The organism is Allobosea sp. Root483D1 (genome assembly GCF_001429505.1).
Taxonomy (GTDB): domain Bacteria; phylum Pseudomonadota; class Alphaproteobacteria; order Rhizobiales; family Beijerinckiaceae; genus Allobosea.
The window spans coordinates 37,857-52,074 of record NZ_LMJW01000023.1; the positions used below are offsets into that span (position 1 = coordinate 37,857).

At 64.5% G+C, this 14,218-nt stretch carries 17 protein-coding genes; 8 read left to right on the forward strand and 9 right to left on the reverse strand.

The window, feature by feature from the left end:
* Nucleotides 1-977 precede the first annotated feature (977 nt).
* Nucleotides 978-1,484, forward strand: a complete 507-nt coding sequence (locus ASE66_RS29270) for a GNAT family N-acetyltransferase (RefSeq protein ID WP_244495138.1) — start codon at nucleotides 978-980, stop codon at nucleotides 1,482-1,484.
* On the opposite strand, the gene ASE66_RS29275 is transcribed toward ASE66_RS29270, so the two are convergent.
* Genes ASE66_RS29275 through ASE66_RS29300 form a run of 6 tightly spaced genes read right to left on the reverse strand, consistent with a single transcriptional unit; the run spans nucleotide 1,451 to nucleotide 6,032 of the window.
* Nucleotides 1,451-2,464 carry a succinylglutamate desuccinylase/aspartoacylase family protein gene (locus ASE66_RS29275; RefSeq protein ID WP_057193523.1) on the reverse strand — a complete coding sequence of 338 codons (1,014 nt, stop codon included), beginning with the start codon at nucleotides 2,462-2,464 and terminating at the stop codon, nucleotides 1,451-1,453. The genes ASE66_RS29270 and ASE66_RS29275 overlap by 34 nt on opposite strands.
* A 10-nt stretch (nucleotides 2,465-2,474) precedes the next feature.
* Nucleotides 2,475-3,224 (reverse strand): amino acid ABC transporter ATP-binding protein, encoded by a 750-nt coding sequence (locus ASE66_RS29280; RefSeq protein WP_057193524.1) that lies wholly within the window; start codon nucleotides 3,222-3,224, stop codon nucleotides 2,475-2,477.
* A gap of 23 nt (nucleotides 3,225-3,247) precedes the next feature.
* Nucleotides 3,248-3,907, reverse strand: a complete 660-nt coding sequence (ehuD, locus tag ASE66_RS29285; RefSeq protein ID WP_057193525.1) for an ectoine/hydroxyectoine ABC transporter permease subunit EhuD — start codon at nucleotides 3,905-3,907, stop codon at nucleotides 3,248-3,250.
* Entirely contained in the window at nucleotides 3,897-4,556 is a 660-nt protein-coding gene (locus tag ASE66_RS29290) for an amino acid ABC transporter permease (protein WP_057193846.1), read from the reverse strand. Before ASE66_RS29290 ends, ehuD begins: the two co-directional genes overlap by 11 nt.
* A gap of 8 nt (nucleotides 4,557-4,564) precedes the next feature.
* Nucleotides 4,565-5,437 (reverse strand): ectoine/hydroxyectoine ABC transporter substrate-binding protein EhuB, encoded by an 873-nt coding sequence (gene ehuB, locus ASE66_RS29295; protein WP_057193526.1) that lies wholly within the window; start codon nucleotides 5,435-5,437, stop codon nucleotides 4,565-4,567.
* A gap of 1 nt (nucleotide 5,438) precedes the next feature.
* Nucleotides 5,439-6,032, reverse strand: coding sequence for a hypothetical protein (locus ASE66_RS29300; protein ID WP_057193527.1), 594 nt, complete (start codon nucleotides 6,030-6,032; stop codon nucleotides 5,439-5,441).
* 123 nt (nucleotides 6,033-6,155) lie between these two features.
* Between ASE66_RS29300 and ASE66_RS31690 the strand changes: the two genes are divergently transcribed.
* Nucleotides 6,156-6,401: a helix-turn-helix transcriptional regulator gene (locus tag ASE66_RS31690; protein ID WP_082613839.1), complete on the forward strand. Its 246-nt coding sequence runs from the start codon at nucleotides 6,156-6,158 to the stop codon at nucleotides 6,399-6,401.
* A gap of 191 nt (nucleotides 6,402-6,592) precedes the next feature.
* Here the strand turns inward: ASE66_RS31690 and ASE66_RS29305 are convergent, their stop codons facing one another.
* Genes ASE66_RS29305 through ASE66_RS29315 form a run of 3 tightly spaced genes read right to left on the reverse strand, consistent with a single transcriptional unit; the run spans nucleotide 6,593 to nucleotide 9,968 of the window.
* A complete protein-coding gene (locus tag ASE66_RS29305; protein WP_156412390.1) occupies nucleotides 6,593-7,831 on the reverse strand; it encodes an SAM-dependent methyltransferase in 1,239 nt (412 codons plus the stop codon).
* Nucleotides 7,828-8,631: a DUF1365 domain-containing protein gene (locus ASE66_RS29310; protein ID WP_057193528.1), complete on the reverse strand. Its 804-nt coding sequence runs from the start codon at nucleotides 8,629-8,631 to the stop codon at nucleotides 7,828-7,830. Before ASE66_RS29310 ends, ASE66_RS29305 begins: the two co-directional genes overlap by 4 nt.
* On the reverse strand, nucleotides 8,628-9,968 hold the full coding sequence (locus tag ASE66_RS29315; protein ID WP_057193847.1) for an NAD(P)/FAD-dependent oxidoreductase: 1,341 nt from the start codon (nucleotides 9,966-9,968) through the stop codon (nucleotides 8,628-8,630). Before ASE66_RS29315 ends, ASE66_RS29310 begins: the two co-directional genes overlap by 4 nt.
* Here ASE66_RS29315 and ASE66_RS29320 point away from each other — a divergent pair.
* From ASE66_RS29320 to ASE66_RS29345, 6 genes are read left to right on the forward strand one after another with little or no spacing between them, the layout of a single operon-like run.
* Nucleotides 9,948-10,709 (forward strand): hypothetical protein, encoded by a 762-nt coding sequence (locus tag ASE66_RS29320; RefSeq protein ID WP_244495109.1) that lies wholly within the window; start codon nucleotides 9,948-9,950, stop codon nucleotides 10,707-10,709. The genes ASE66_RS29315 and ASE66_RS29320 overlap by 21 nt on opposite strands.
* Nucleotides 10,710-10,739: 30 nt before the next feature.
* The gene (locus ASE66_RS29325) at nucleotides 10,740-11,108 is read left to right on the forward strand and encodes a DUF2147 domain-containing protein (protein WP_057193530.1); all 369 of its coding nucleotides are present in this window, start codon (nucleotides 10,740-10,742) and stop codon (nucleotides 11,106-11,108) included.
* Nucleotides 11,083-11,772: a sigma-70 family RNA polymerase sigma factor gene (locus ASE66_RS29330; RefSeq protein ID WP_244495110.1), complete on the forward strand. Its 690-nt coding sequence runs from the start codon at nucleotides 11,083-11,085 to the stop codon at nucleotides 11,770-11,772. The genes ASE66_RS29325 and ASE66_RS29330 overlap by 26 nt, the downstream gene beginning before the upstream one ends.
* Nucleotides 11,769-12,392: a ChrR family anti-sigma-E factor gene (locus ASE66_RS29335; protein ID WP_057193532.1), complete on the forward strand. Its 624-nt coding sequence runs from the start codon at nucleotides 11,769-11,771 to the stop codon at nucleotides 12,390-12,392. The genes ASE66_RS29330 and ASE66_RS29335 overlap by 4 nt, the downstream gene beginning before the upstream one ends.
* Nucleotides 12,389-13,192, forward strand: coding sequence for a DUF1295 domain-containing protein (locus tag ASE66_RS29340; RefSeq protein WP_244495111.1), 804 nt, complete (start codon nucleotides 12,389-12,391; stop codon nucleotides 13,190-13,192). The genes ASE66_RS29335 and ASE66_RS29340 overlap by 4 nt, the downstream gene beginning before the upstream one ends.
* On the forward strand, nucleotides 13,189-14,211 hold the full coding sequence (locus ASE66_RS29345) for an SAM-dependent methyltransferase (protein ID WP_057193533.1): 1,023 nt from the start codon (nucleotides 13,189-13,191) through the stop codon (nucleotides 14,209-14,211). The genes ASE66_RS29340 and ASE66_RS29345 overlap by 4 nt, the downstream gene beginning before the upstream one ends.
* The last annotated feature ends 7 nt before the right edge of the window (nucleotides 14,212-14,218 follow it).

Sequence of the window (14,218 nt, forward strand, 5' to 3'; positions counted from 1 at the left end):
CCAGTCTAAGCTTGATCACAGCTCGAGCTGGACGACGGGGCGAGGCGATCAACGGCACCATCGCACTGGAGTGCCACGATTGCGCTTGGATCGCTTTCTGAGGAGCGGCTCGTGCCGGACGGCAGCATTTGAAGGTGGTTTTCTGGCGCGGCTCAGCTTCGCATCCGGCTATGCGGGTTATGCGTTGAGGTCAGCCACCTCATTGAGATACAATCGGAGCCCTTGGGGCGCGGCTGCGCCACCGGCCTGCGAATCCTTCCAGCGCTCGGACCTCGAACAACTGTCGCATATCGAACTCCGACTTTGGGGTTTCCGCAAAATCGAATGGCAGTGAACCGAACCCGACCGTTGTCAGCGTGAGTTCCAGGCGCACGAGATCAGCGACAACCTGATACTTCACCAACGCTGCCGGAGCTGCTGACGCAGTCCCAGAGTGTCATTGAGCGGCGCGAATTGCTTCGTGCTGTTGCCGGCTGCCTGGTCGGGACAGGGCTTCCTGCGGAACGGGCCACAACGGAAGTCGATCGACTGCTGCGGCGGTAGGCGTTTCTTGAGATCGCTCAGGATGCGCTCGGTCGGCCGCTCTATTCGACGCCCGATATGGTCGCGGTCGAGCGTCAGGTCGTCGAATCCGCACAGGCGCTAGCCCAGGATGCCAAGCACGAGCTCCAGGAAAATCGGATTGCCATAACCTGCCGGGCGAAGGGGCTCAGCCGCGAACGTGTGACTTTTGCCGCAGGAGAACCACGCAACTCCACAATTCTCGCCTGCCGAAGCAGCGGGTATCGGCTATCCAGCCTCCACGGTTAGCGCCGTAGCTCAGCTGGATAAAGCGTTGCCGTCGATGCGCAGTCGTCCCCGCTCGGCAGCACCTCAAGTCCATCCCGGGATTCCGTCAGCCCGAGCTCGGAGACTGGCGACAAGACTGGCCGTAGGATGGACGGTCCGGAAGGCATCAAATGGCAGTCTCATTGCGGGTGCTCAGTCTTGACGATGAGGATGTGGTCGCCGGGATCGCTGTCGATCCCGACAAGGAGCCCTATTCCGGCGGGCCGATCGGCGACGTCTTCGCTCAGTTGCGAGCCTCGCCACCACGCCAGACGCCTTTTGCGCTTGTCGATGGCGACAGGGTCGTAGGCTTCATCGTTGCGCGGGAAGGTGCCGCTCTGCCCGTCTGGGCGGAGAAAGGCTGCATGACCCTGAACAATCTGCGGATCGACACGCGCCTCCAGGGGCGTGGCTATGGCAAGGCCGCAATCCGCCTCGCCGCGCAATGGATCGCACGGGAACGACCGATCGTCACCCATGTCATGTCGAGCGTGAACGTCGGCAACCTCGCCGCTTTCAACTTGAACCTGGCCTGTGGATTGACGCCGACCGGACAGATCGTCGAAGGGCGGCTCGGTCGCCAGAGGGTCATGATCGCTCCGATCGGGCGCCTTTGCCGCGATCAAGCGGGATCGACGTCGACGAGGAGTTTGTAGAGGCAATCGCCCGGCTCGGTCAGGACCGGTGCACGCCGACAGGCAACCATCCCGTCTTCGGTGAACAATACCGGTTCAGGTGCCTGCCATGGCCGATCGATGGCATGGATGACACCGGCAGGCTGGCCAGCCTGGACGACAGCGCCCAGTTCCGCTGCCGGTTCAAACAGCCCCTTGCGCATGGCATAGACAAAGGCCCCCCTGCCCCGAACCCGCATGAAGCGCGTTGGCGAGGCAGGCTCGGCGGTTGAGCCAGACAACAGGCCATAGCGTTGCAGGACGCGTCGCAGCCCGCGCTCCGCGATCGTCAGGCCTTCCCGCGACAGCGCGGCGCCACCGCCAAGTTCGGCGGTAAGCACTGGCACTCCACTCCCCTGCCCGACCGCCGAGAATGTCGTCCTGCCGCCACCGCCGGAACCGTCACTGATGGAGGTGACCGGAGCGCCGAACGAGACTGCAAGCTCGGCAAGTTCCCGTTGCTCCGTCTCGCTCCCCCCGCTCCTGATCAGGGCGCATGGCACATAGTCGCATGATCGTCCGCCTGCATGAAGGTCGATGGCAAGGTCCGCCATGGGCAGGAGCTCAGTGGCGACGTAGTGCGCGATCATGGCCGTCGGGCCGCCAGCGGGATCACCTGGAAAGGATCGGTTGAGGTTGCCGGCGTCCAGCGGCGAGACGCGCCGGCCGGCCTCGACAGCGGGGGCGTTGAGCGCGGGCAGGATGATGATCCGCCCTCTCACGTCGGCCGGATCGATCTCACGCACCAGCGTGGCAAGCGCGACCTGCCCTTCATATTCGTCGCCATGACTGCCAGCCATGAGCAGGGCCGTGGGACCTGCTCCGTTGCGGATGCAGACGATGGGGATCGGCACCACGCCATAACCCGACAGGTCCGTCGAATGCGGCACGCGCAGCCAGTCGCATTGCTTCCCATCCGCCTCGAAGTCCAGCGGCGTCCAAACCTGCGTGTAACCTGCCATCGGCGATCTCTCAGTGCTTCAGGACTGTATTCAGGAAGAGTCGTGAGCGGGGATGCCCCGACGCGCCGAAAAAGTCGCGCACGGGTGCACGATCGAGGATGCATCCGCCATCCATGAAGACGACCTGTTCGGCGACTTCACGGGCGAAGCCCATCTCGTGGGTGACGCAGATCATCGTCATGCCGTCACGGGCCAGCGCGACCATGACGTCGAGCACCTCCTTGATCATCTCCGGATCGAGCGCCGAGGTCGGTTCGTCAAAAAGCATGAGGCGCGGGTTGAGGCAGAGTGCGCGGGCAATCGCGACGCGCTGCTGCTGCCCACCAGAGAGCTGGCCGGGATAGGACTTGGCCTTCTCCGGGATCCTGACCTTTTCCAGATGAGCCATGGCGATGTCTTCCGCCTCGCCGCGGCTCCGGCCGGCGACGCGCTGCAGCGCCAGCGTGCAGTTGGACAGCACCGTCAGGTGTGGAAACAGGTTGAAGCTCTGGAATACCATGCCGGTCTGGCGGCGTGCGGCGGCCGTTTCCCTGGCGTTGACACCGAGTGTCGTTCCCGCGAGGCGCAGCGTGCCTTTCTGATAGCTTCCCAACCCGTTGATGCAGCGGATGAGTGTCGATTTGCCTGAACCCGACGGTCCGCACACCACGACGCATGCGCCGCTTGCGACCGTAAGGTCAACGTCGTTCAGCACGTGAAGGGCGCCGTACCATTTGTTGAGGCCCTGGATATCGACGATCGACTCTGATTGCGTGCTCATGGTCCGGTCCGACTTTCGGTAAGTTATCGTGCGCCGACTGCCAGCAGGCGCCGTTCCAGACGTTTGACGCCATGGGAAATGACCAATGCGAGCGCCAGGAAGATGAGGCCGGCGACGACCAGTGGCTCGGTGTAGCGATAGGTTTCCGAGGCAATGTCGAAGGCACGTCCGAGCATTTCGGGAACCGCCAGTACCGCCAGATAGGGCGTCGCCTTGAGGATCGAGACGAAATAATTGCCGAGCGGGGCTGCGATGTTGCGCAGCATTTGGGGCGCGATCACGTAGATGACGGCGTCGCGCCGACTGAGGGACAGCGCCCGGGCCGCCTCCGACTGGCCTTTCGGAATGGCGTCGATCCCCGCCTTGAAGACCTCGGCGAGATAGCCGCTGTAATAGAGGCTGAGCCCCATTACGCCGACTGTCATCGAGCCGAGGCGAATGCCGTAGAATGGGAGGACGAAGTAGAGAAAATAGAGCCAGGCCAGCACGGGCGTCGACCGGATGAAGTCGATCACGAAGCCGGTTGCGAGGCTGACGACACCACCGACGCGTCGGACCATGTCGAAGAGAAAGCCGATTGCGGCGGCGCCAATACAGCTGACCAGCGCCACGCATAGGGTCGTGCCGATCGCGCCGAGAATCGTCGGCACGCTGGACAAGGCGAAGGCCAGATCAAATCCCACCGGAGCGGCTCCCGGGTGCGGCGACACGCGCCTCCAGCCAGCGTCCGGCCAGGGCGATCGGGTAGCAAACGACAAAGAAGGCGAGGAGCAGCGCCGTATAGATCGCGACGGGATTGTACTCGACCTGCGCGATTTCCTTGGCGCGGAACGTCATGTCGGTCAGCGTCACGAGCGACACCAGTGCCGTCCCCTTCACCAACTGAATGAGGGTGTTGACGAAGGTCGGGCTCATCGCAATCAGCGCCTGTGGCAGCTCGATCAGGAGGAGGATGGCCGGGCGCGACAAACCAAGGGCCGCACCGGCCTCCTTCTGGCCGGCCGGAAGCGCCTGAAGACCGGCGCGCACCGCCTGGCTGGCATAGCCGCCGGCGTTCAGACCAAGCACCATGGCGCTCACCGTGAGAGCCGACAAAGTCACCCCGACGGCAGGCAGCGCGTAGTAGAAGACGAACAGCAGGATGATGACGGCGGAGCTGCGCCAGAACTCGATGATGCCTGTAACCAGCAGACGCGCGACGCCGCGCGTGAGATATTGAGCGACGCCGAAGACAAGCGCAAAGGGAACGGCGAAGACGAGGCCGTAGGCGGTGACGGCAACGGTTGTGCCGAGCCCCTGCAGAATGCCCAGCCAGATCTCGAACAGGCTCATCGGCATCGCTATGGTTGCCCTTTGCAGAGGTCGGCGGTGGCGATGCCCGGCGGCACGGCTTCCTGCTCGCCGAAGCCGTATTTTGTCATGATCGCCGCAAACGCTTCGGTGCGTTTCAGCTTGGCCAGCTGTTGATCATAGGTGGCACGCAGATCGACATCCTCCTTGCGGAAGGCGATCGCCGCGAAGTTGGTCTGCGCTTGACCGACGTCGAAGGGCGCCACGCGTTCGAGGCCGTGACCGCCCTTCCCGGCCAGAAGCCCGATCACCGTCGGCGACGCCATCAGTGCTGTGTCGATGCGGCCGGCGCGCAGGGCGGAGAGATTGGATTCGATATCCGGGAACAGCAGCATGCGGCTCGAGGGCACGCCAGCCGCTGCGGCGTTGGTGGTGACGACGCTGCCGCGGCCGGCCCCCATGACAATGTCGGCCTGCGCGGCGATGTCGCCATAGCCGTGGATCTTCTTGGGGTTGCCAGCAAGGACGATGGCGGCGTCCGGCGCCTGAAGGTCTGGCGCGCCGAAGGCCACCTGTTTGCACCGGTCAGGAGTGATCGAAAGACCCGATGCCACAGCGTCGAAACGGCCTGCCAGCAGACCCGGGATGAGCGCCCCGAACTCGGTCACTTGGAACTCCAGGTTCTTCACGCCCAGCTCGGCGAAGGCGGCTTTGAGAATATCGGGATGCCATCCGGTTGCTTCGCCTGTCTTCTCGTCGCGAAAGCCCCAGGGCGAGCGGTTGTGGATGCCGACGACGATCCTGCCTTCTCGCAGGATCCGTTCCTTGGTCGTTTCGGCAGACGCGCCGGTCCCGTCCGAGATCAGCAGCAGGACCACCGCCATCCCGAATAGCCCCGTCCTTTTCACAGCCTGTGCGGCCATTTCATCTCTCCCGTTGGATGAGTTGACGTTGTGAACGGCAACGGTCGGGGCCGCCGACGTCTTCGCGGTCGTCCTCCGATGCCGGACATGAATCGACGATCCCCCCGCCCATCAAACGCCGAAGATCCTCCAGAGCGGATCGGACGTGCGACACGGGAAAATCAGCCAGGTCGGTGTTGTCCTCCGCTTCGATTGCGATGACTGAGAGCTTCGCGGCGATCCCTGCAAGCGAGATTGCGGGCGTCCGGGCAAGGCGCTCCAGCAGCTCCTGCTCGCACGCACTTGCCAGTGCCTCGGCCGCCTTTGCTTCTGCGTAGGCCCGTCTCATGCTGCTGCGGCCCCCTGCCCTGCTGGCAGGCTGTCCGTCAACGACCTCAGCAGAGCTCAATCGCTCCAGCAGCGCGGTCTCGAGCCGCTGTTGCTTCAGACATTGCGCCGCCGTCGCGGAATGCGCCTCGGTCCATGCAACGGATAACGCCAGGGCCAAATCGACTCGGCCTGCTGCGTCATCTGCAAAGCGGCTCGCAGACGACATCCAGCTCTCCCGTACAAGCGTGACGGAAGGCACAGTCGTGCTATTGTCGGAATCAGCCATGATCCGAGCTCCAGACAGCTTGGTATTGGTTAGGCCGCACGGGATGTTGAAGGCATCCCGCGCGGTCGAATCTGCAAGACCTACCGTATGTCACTTTTTGTGACTTTATCAAGCAGAAAAGTCATGAAAAGAGACATTAGGCCGGAACAGGTGCGAGCAGCCCGTGCCCTCATCAATTGGACCCGGGACGATTTGGCAGCTGCATCCGGAGTCACGATTCGAACTTTGGCGCGGATTGAAAGCGGGCAGACCTCGCCCCGCCAGACGACAATGCAGTCGCTAGTTCAGTCGTTAGAAGCTGCAGGGATTGAGTTCATTGCCGAGAACGGGGGCGGCGTCGGCGTGCGCTTAGCCAGGCGATCAATATGATCCGTACATCGACGCCGCAGTGCCCCGACTGCAGAGAGCGGATTTGCGTAAGAAGGCGGACCTCCGCCCCGAAGCCGCGTTAAGACCGGAAGTGGCCCCTTGCAGACGTTGACAAGGTCCGCTTTCCAGCAGTTCGGCTCAACTGCGCCGAAGTTGGCGCCAAGCAGAAGACGTTAAACACCTTCTGAGTTCTACCGTCGCCCGCCTAGGACAACCAGGCTGACGTCGATCGTCCCTGCTCTGAAGCCGGCCTCGCAATAGCAGAGATAGAATTCCCAGAGTTTGCGGAACGGCTCGTCGAAGCCAAGAGGCGCGATGTAGGTCCAGCCCTCCAGAAAGCGCCGCCGCCACTCCTTCAACGTCACGGCATAACTCGCGCCGAAATCGAGACGTTCGATCGTCGCCAGGCCGGCGTTCTCCGCCTCGCGCTTCAGCGCCGGGATCGACGGGAGGCAGCCGCCGGGAAAGATGAAGCGCTGGATGAAGTCGCTGCCTTGCTGATACGGCTCGAACAGCGCGTCGTCGATGGTGATCGCCTGCAGCACCGCATGGCCTCCGGGCGCGAGGCAGTTGCGCAGGGTGGCGAAGTAGCCAGGCCAGTAGTTGCGCCCGACAGCCTCGATCATCTCGATCGAGACGATGCGATCAAACTGGCCAACGACGTCGCGGTAATCCTGCAGGCGAAGATCGACCCGGTCCGCCAGACCTGCTTCGGCAATCCGTTTTTGCGCGTATTCGAGCTGTGCCGGGGAGAGCGTGATGGCCGTGACGCGGCAACCCTCGCGGGCAAGACGCTCGGCCAAGGCGCCCCAGCCGCAACCGATCTCGAGGACCTGCTCGCCGCCCGCGAGCGCGAGCATCTCGACGATCCTGTCGAGCTTGCGATCCTGCGCGGCCTCGAGCGTGGCCGTCGGCGCCTCATAGAGCGCCGAGGAATAGGTCATGCCCGCGTCGAGCCAGCGCTGGTAGAAATCGTTGCCGAGGTCGTAATGGGCAGTGATGTTGCGGCGACTGCCGGCCCGGCTGTTGGCGTTGCGCCAATGCCGCAGGCGGTTGAGCAGGCGCGCCGGCCAGGTGCCGGAGACGAGCTGGTGCAGTGTCGCGTCGTTGCGTGCCCCGATCTCGATCAGCGCCGTCAGGTCCGGTGTCGTGAAGTCGCCGTCGCGATAGGCCTCCGCCAAGCCGATATCGCCATCGAGCAGCAGGCGGCGCATGGCGCGCCAGTTCTTCAGGACAATCGCCGCCTGCGGACCGGGACCGGCGGGACCGCTCCAGAGCTGCTCGCCTTCGGGCGTGACGATGCTCAGCCGGCCGACGACGATCTGCGAGAGCAGCCGGCGCAGAAACCAGCGGGAGAGGCCAATGCCGCCCGGTAGAGAGAGCGAGGAATCGGCCATGGGAGCCTGGCGTTTGGTGTCGGGGATTCTCATGGCTGCATCGATCCCTTCGGATGAGGCGTCGCCGCCCGGCCAGTGCTGAACCGGTGTTGGGGCGGAGCAGGGTGCGTGCACCAGCGCATGCGCTTCGCAATGAGACGCAGCGCGTGCCAGTGGATGGCGGCGGTGACCTTCAAGGTCAGTAGGGGGTGGGTCGCCAGCAGGCGCAGGAGAGTGGAGTCGTCGAGCGTGTGGCGCTCGCCGCTCAGGGAAGCGGTAATCAGCCGCCCTTCGGCGTCATGCCCGTCGATCACGATCGAGATGCGCTCGCCCGGCGGCTCGACCTGAAAGGCGTAACGCATGGCAAGACCCATGAAGGGCGAGACATGGAAACGCTTCTCGGCCTCCTGGCGCACAGGACGCGCCTCGACGCCGACTGGTGCGACGTAGCTGTGGATCTCGCCGAAGGTGTTGTGCACCTCGTAGACGGTCGCCCGCAGGTTGCCGTCCCGGCCGTAGCAGAAATAGGTACTGACTGGATTGAAGGCGTAGCCAAGGATGCGCGGCATGGTCAGCAGCCGCACTGCGCCGTCATCCCAGCCGATGCCGGCGGCTGCCAGCGCTTCCGCGACCTGTTCCTTCAACGGCCTGCCGCTGCGATCGCCATAGTCGGCATCCCGGAAGGCGTAGAGATTGAAGCGGTTGCGGGAGAACAGGCGCGACCGCTTGGCCAAGGCGTCGATCTCGTCGAGATCGAGCAGCATCCAGAAGACCCGGTAGGACAGCGCATGGGGCCTAGGCCGGAACCGGCTGTGGCGTACGCGGCCGACATAGAGTGCGGAATGCCGGTTCATGCCGCCAGCTCGCGCGGGACCGAGAGCGGAATGCGGCCGGATTCATCGGGGACGCTCCAGGGGCGCCGCACATCGCCGAGCGCCTCAGCGACTGCGAGCCCCGACTGCAGCCCGTCCTCGTGAAAGCCGGAGCCGAAATAGACGCCGCAGAACCAGCTGCGCCTGGCGCCCTGCAGCGCCCACAGGCGTTGCTGGGCCGCGAGCGCGGCCTGGTCGAAGATCGGATGCTCGTAGGTTTCTTCTCGCAGAATGGTTTCGGAGCGCAGCGTATCGGGCGGGTTCAGCGTGACGAAGAACGACCGCTGACTGGGCAGGTTCTGCAGGAGGTTCATCCAATAGGTGACCGCGCAGGCAGCATCCGGCCGGGCGCGCTCGCCAATATGGTTCCAGCTCGCCCAGGCGCGGCGACGCTTCGGCATGAGTGCCTCGTCGCCATGCAGCACGGCGCGGTTCCGGCTGTAGCGAAAGGCGCCCAGCGCGCTGGCCTCGAGCGTATCGGGATCGGCGAGCAGGGCCAGCGTCTGGTCGGCATGGGTCGCGAAGACGACCTGGTCAAAGCGCTCGCTCCAGCCGTCGCCCGTGACCTGCACATCGTTCGTTGAGCGCCTAACCTGACGTGCCGGCGTGCCGAGCCGGATGCTGCCGCCGAACTGCCGGCGCAGCCGTTCGACATAGACGGCACTGCCGCCGGCGACGGTGTGCCAGAGCGGGCGGTCGGTCAGCTGCAGCAGGCCGTGATTGTGGTGGAAGCGCAGGAAGGCCTGGACGGGATAGGACAGGATTTCCGAGCAGGGAGCCGACCAGATCGCCGCAGCCATCGGCAGGAGGTGGTCATCCCGGAACGCGCTGCCATAGCCGCCAGCAGCCAGATAATCGCCGAGCGTCATCGCTTCAGCGCTTCCCGCCCGGGCATCGCGGGTGGCATCCCGATAGAAGCGGACAAGGCCCTGGAGCATGGCCCAGAAGCGCGGACTGGCCAGGTTGCGCCGCTGCGCGAACAGGCCGGCAATGCCGGTTCCGCTGTATTCGAGGCGGCCGCCGTCGAGCGAGACGGCGAAGGACATCTCGGTCGGCTGGGTCGCAACGCCGAGATGATCGAGCAGCGCAACGAAGTTCGGATAGGTTTTCTCGTTGTAGACGATGAAGCCCGTATCGACAGGCGTCCCGCTGCCGCCTTCCCCGGGCACCAGCACAGTGTTCGCATGCCCGCCGAGCCGCGGCTCGGCCTCGATCAGCACGACATCATGTGCCTGTCCCAGCAGCCATGCCGCCGACAGGCCGGAGATGCCGGCGCCGATGACGGCGATTTTCTTTGGATGTGCGTGAGCCTGCGGCATGGCCATTCCTTGCTCTTCGGAAAGGCTATACGCGGGGGGCTGCGCTTTGGATTTGTCGCCCGGTCCCGGAAATCTCCGCCGGGATGTGGGCCGATCGCTATTGCCGCGCGTAAGCAGACCGAGACAACCGGAGGTCTGGCAATGCCAATCAGGGGATTGAAGCGTCTGTTCGCGGCACTAAGCGCCCATGTCGACCGTCCCGGGCCAAGGGAAGCGATCGCAAACACGGTTGCCCTGGTGATCGTCTCGAACCAGCCCTTCTATCCGCTCTATCTCTACTGGGCGGTGTCGCCGGTGATCTCGCCATCCTTTCTGACGTTTTTCTCGACGCCACTGTTCGCGCTGGTGCCGAGCGTGATGCGACGCAATTCCAGGCTCGGGCGCTGCCTTTTGCTCTGCGCCGGGATCGGCAACACGCTGCTCTGTCGCTTTGCCTTCGGCAACGCCTCAGGCGTCGAGGTCTTCCTGTTCCCGTGCCTGATGCTGTCCGCCCTGCTCTTTCGCCGCGACGAGCGCATCTATGCCATCGGCTTCATGGCGCTCAGCTTCGGGGCCTATCTGTTCCCCGTCGATGCCATCTCCGCACCGCTGCATCTCTACCAGCCGCAGGAATACGTTGCCCTGCAGCGCCTGAATTTCCTGAGCGCGGCTTCGCTGACCGCGCTGATTGGTTGGCTTTTTGCCCAGCAACGCCCGGGCATCTCGCGAGACGGTGAAACCGAAACGGCCCAGCGAGCGTAGAAGAGACATATCTTGCGGAAAGGACATCGCATGAGACGTCTTCTGCTCGCCCTGATCATCGCCTTCCCATCAGCTGCGAGCGCGGCTTCGACAGCGCTCGACGGCACATGGCTGCGCGACGACGGCAACGCTCGCGTTCGTATCGCCCCCTGCGGCGACAAGGTCTGCGCCACCAATCTCTGGATCGGCGACACCAGCAAGGGCGAAGCGCCTGGCGACAAGCTGGTCATGACCCTGTCGCGAGAGGCCGACGGCTCCTTTTCCGGCACCGCCTATGATGCCAAGCGGGACTGGACCTATTCGATGACGATCAAGACCGCTCCGGGCGAACTCACCACGCGCGGGTGTGTGCTGGGACGCCTGGTCTGCCGTGATGTCGGCTGGAAATCGGCCGACTAGCGCGTGCAGTGATCCGTCGCCGCGGCGCCACCGTATGTTCGGAATGGTTGCCGCATTCGCCCTGACTGTCGAAGACATGCGCACGGCTTCAGCCGTAGCGCCGAGAGGTCGGTTTTTCGCCTTGTTCGACGCCAATGTCCTGATTGCCGCGATTGCGCGCTCGGGTGACCGGGCCGCTTTCGCCGAGCTCTTCGACCATTTTGCGCCACGCGTGAAGGGGTTGCTGATGCGCGGCGGCGCGTCGGCCGAACTGGCGGAAGAGATCGCGCAGGAGACGCTGTTGTCGGTCTGGCGCAAGGCCGCGATGTTCGATCCCGCCAAAGCGAGCGCCTCGACGTGGATCGCCACGATCGCGCGCAACCGGCGTATCGACGTCGCACGGCGAGAAATCCGCTCGCGGCTGTCGCAGGTTTATGAGATTTTGGATGACGAAGGTCCCCAGCCGCCGGATGAGACCATCTCGGCGGCCGAGCGCGACACGCGGGTCAGAGCGGCGATGACCAAGCTGTCGGCCGACCAGTACCGCGTCGTCGAACTCGCCTTCCTCGAAGGGCTCAGCCATCAGGATGTGGCGACGCATCTGGCGATCCCGCTCGGCACGGTAAAGTCACGTCTGCGGCTCGCATTGTCGCATTTGCGCAGCAAGCTGGAGGATCTGCGATGAGCATTGCCCATCGCCCATCCGACGAAACGCTCGTCGCCTTCGCCACTGGCACGCTCGACGAGGGGCTTGCTCTGGTGGTCGCGGCCCATATCGAGCTGGATCGCGAGAGCCGGCGCCGCACGCGGGAATTCATGGCGATCCAGGGTGAACTGCTCGATCGCGTTGAGCCGGTCGCCATGGCTGCGGGACATCCGGCAGAAAAGCTCGAGCAGCTTTTGGCGATCCCAGCTCCGTTATCACCTCCGATCGAGGCAGACATGCCGGCCGTCTTGCGGCCCTATGCGCTTGGGCCGTGGCGCCCGATTGGTCTTCGGATTGCGATGCGAAGGGTCGAGGTGCCTGGCGCCGACAGTCGGGTTTTTATGTTGAGAGCCGGTCCTGGAATTGCACTGCCACCCCACAAGCATACCGGCTTCGAGTGGACGACGATCCTTGCCGGCGCTTACGAGCATGAATATGGCCGCTACGCCGCCGGCGATTTCGACGAGGCTGATGCCGAGCACGACCACACGCCGCGTGTCGACCCCGTCGAGGGCTGCACCTGCCTTGTCGCCATGACCGGCAAGGTCCTCCTTCAGGGTTGGCTTGGCCGATTGCTGCAGCCGCTGGTGCGGTTTTGACTTTTGCCTCAGCCGTAGCGGCGTTGCTGTTCGTCGCCGTCGCGATGTCGGCAATCATGCAGCTGGCGGCCTGGATCGAGCGTCGCACCGGGAATTCCGGATGGATCGACGTCGTCTGGACTTTCGGGCTTGGCGCGACCGGCACCGCGGGAGCGCTCCTGCCATTTGGCGACGGGCCGCTTGCCCGCCGCCTCTTCGTCGCTGCGCTTGTCGTGGCTTGGGCACTGCGCCTCGGGCTGCACATTGCGGGGCGGACCAAAGGGATCTCCGACGACCCGCGCTACGCCCGGATGAAGCGCGACTGGGGGCCAGAGGCTCCCGCGAGAATGGCCCGCCTGCTGCAATTCCAGGCGCTCGCGAGCATCCCCCTCGCCATCGGTATCGTCCTGGCAGCTCATAACCCGGCCGCTCTTGGCCAGGCACAGGATGCGCTTGGCCTCGCGATCTTCGTCACCGGCATCGCCGGAGGCGCCATCGCCGACCGGCAGCTGCGCGCCTTCGCACGCTCCGAGCGTGGCGGCGTCTGCGACACGGGTCTCTGGGCCTACTCGCGACATCCCAACTACTTCTTCGAAGCCGTACTCTGGTGTGCCTATGCGGTGATCGCCTCCGCCGTGGCCTACCCGATCGGCTGGTTCGCCTGGCTCGCGCCCGCCGCGATTACGCTGCTGTTGGTCCGCATCTCCGGTATTCCTCCGCTGGAGGAGCACATGCTCGCCAAGCACGGAGCGGCCTATCGCGACTACCAGAGCCGGACCAGCGCCTTCATCCCGCTGCCGCCACAAGGAGCCAGGCCATGACGATCATGCAGAGGCTTTCGAGCTGGGGCGAGGCCTTGCCCGTGCCCGATGCGATCAGCCGCATGGTCATCGCATCGCTGGTAGGCCGAACGGATCGCACGCTCGCGACCCAGCCAGGCAATGCGGCCGGCTTCGCACGAGACATGACGGAACGCCCGATCGCACTGCACGCGGACGCCGCCAATGCGCAGCATTACGAGGTACCGGCAGCATTTTTCGATCAGGTCCTGGGCCCAAGACGGAAATATTCCTGCTGCTACTACGCCGACCCGGCCGACAATCTCGCAACGGCCGAGGAGACGGCGCTTGCGCTGACCGCCGAGCATGCCGGCCTTGCCGACGGACAGGAGATCCTCGAACTCGGCTGTGGCTGGGGCTCTCTCTCGCTATGGATGGCGGAGGCCTACCCACAGGCACGGATCGTCTCGGTCTCGAACTCGGCCTCGCAACGTGCCTTCATCGAGCATCGTGCGCGCGAGCGCGGCTTCGGCAATCTGCGCGTGATCACCGCGGACATGAACGATTTCGCCATCGAGCAGAGCTTCGACCGCGTCGTTTCGGTCGAGATGTTCGAGCATATGGCGAACTGGCGCGCGTTGCTCGGGCGCGTCCACAGCTGGCTGAAGCCGGACGGGCGCCTGTTCATCCACGTCTTCGCCCACACCCAGGGCTGCTACCGCTTCGATCTCGGCGAGAGTGCCGACTGGATCGCCCAGCACTTCTTTACCGGCGGGATCATGCCGAGCGTGGCGCTGGCGCACCAGTTTCCTGACCTTTTCGCAGTCGAGGAAGAATGGCGCTGGAGCGGCGACCATTATCGTCGCACCGCGGAGGATTGGCTGGCCAATTTCGACCGCAACCTACCCGCGATCGAACCGGTCCTGCGCGAGGCCTATGGCGAGGCTGCGCCGCTCTGGCGCAGGCGCTGGCGCCTGTTCTTCCTGGCGACGAGCGGACTGTTCGGGCACTCGGGCGGCGGAGCCTGGGGCGTCAATCACTATCGGCTGCGCCCTGTCTGACAGCGCG

Excerpts from the sequence above, each read along its gene's own strand:
- ASE66_RS29275 (WP_057193523.1), bottom strand. The coding sequence starts at position 2,464 with ATGGCAGGTTACACGCAGGTTTGGACGCCGCTGGACTTCGAGGCGGAT.
- ASE66_RS31690 (WP_082613839.1), top strand. The coding sequence starts at position 6,156 with ATGAAAAGAGACATTAGGCCGGAACAGGTGCGAGCAGCCCGTGCCCTC.
- ASE66_RS29310 (WP_057193528.1), bottom strand. The coding sequence starts at position 8,631 with ATGAACCGGCATTCCGCACTCTATGTCGGCCGCGTACGCCACAGCCGG.
- ASE66_RS29280 (WP_057193524.1), bottom strand. The coding sequence starts at position 3,224 with ATGAGCACGCAATCAGAGTCGATCGTCGATATCCAGGGCCTCAACAAA.
- ehuB (WP_057193526.1), bottom strand. The coding sequence starts at position 5,437 with ATGGCCGCACAGGCTGTGAAAAGGACGGGGCTATTCGGGATGGCGGTG.
- ASE66_RS29320 (WP_244495109.1), top strand. The coding sequence starts at position 9,948 with ATGTGCGTGAGCCTGCGGCATGGCCATTCCTTGCTCTTCGGAAAGGCT.
- ASE66_RS29330 (WP_244495110.1), top strand. The coding sequence starts at position 11,083 with ATGTCGGCTGGAAATCGGCCGACTAGCGCGTGCAGTGATCCGTCGCCG.
- ASE66_RS29335 (WP_057193532.1), top strand. The coding sequence starts at position 11,769 with ATGAGCATTGCCCATCGCCCATCCGACGAAACGCTCGTCGCCTTCGCC.
- ASE66_RS29315 (WP_057193847.1), bottom strand. The coding sequence starts at position 9,968 with ATGCCGCAGGCTCACGCACATCCAAAGAAAATCGCCGTCATCGGCGCC.
- ASE66_RS29305 (WP_156412390.1), bottom strand. The coding sequence starts at position 7,831 with ATGAGAATCCCCGACACCAAACGCCAGGCTCCCATGGCCGATTCCTCG.
- ASE66_RS29345 (WP_057193533.1), top strand. The coding sequence starts at position 13,189 with ATGACGATCATGCAGAGGCTTTCGAGCTGGGGCGAGGCCTTGCCCGTG.
- ASE66_RS29290 (WP_057193846.1), bottom strand. The coding sequence starts at position 4,556 with ATGAGCCTGTTCGAGATCTGGCTGGGCATTCTGCAGGGGCTCGGCACA.
- ASE66_RS29325 (WP_057193530.1), top strand. The coding sequence starts at position 10,740 with ATGAGACGTCTTCTGCTCGCCCTGATCATCGCCTTCCCATCAGCTGCG.
- ASE66_RS29300 (WP_057193527.1), bottom strand. The coding sequence starts at position 6,032 with ATGGCTGATTCCGACAATAGCACGACTGTGCCTTCCGTCACGCTTGTA.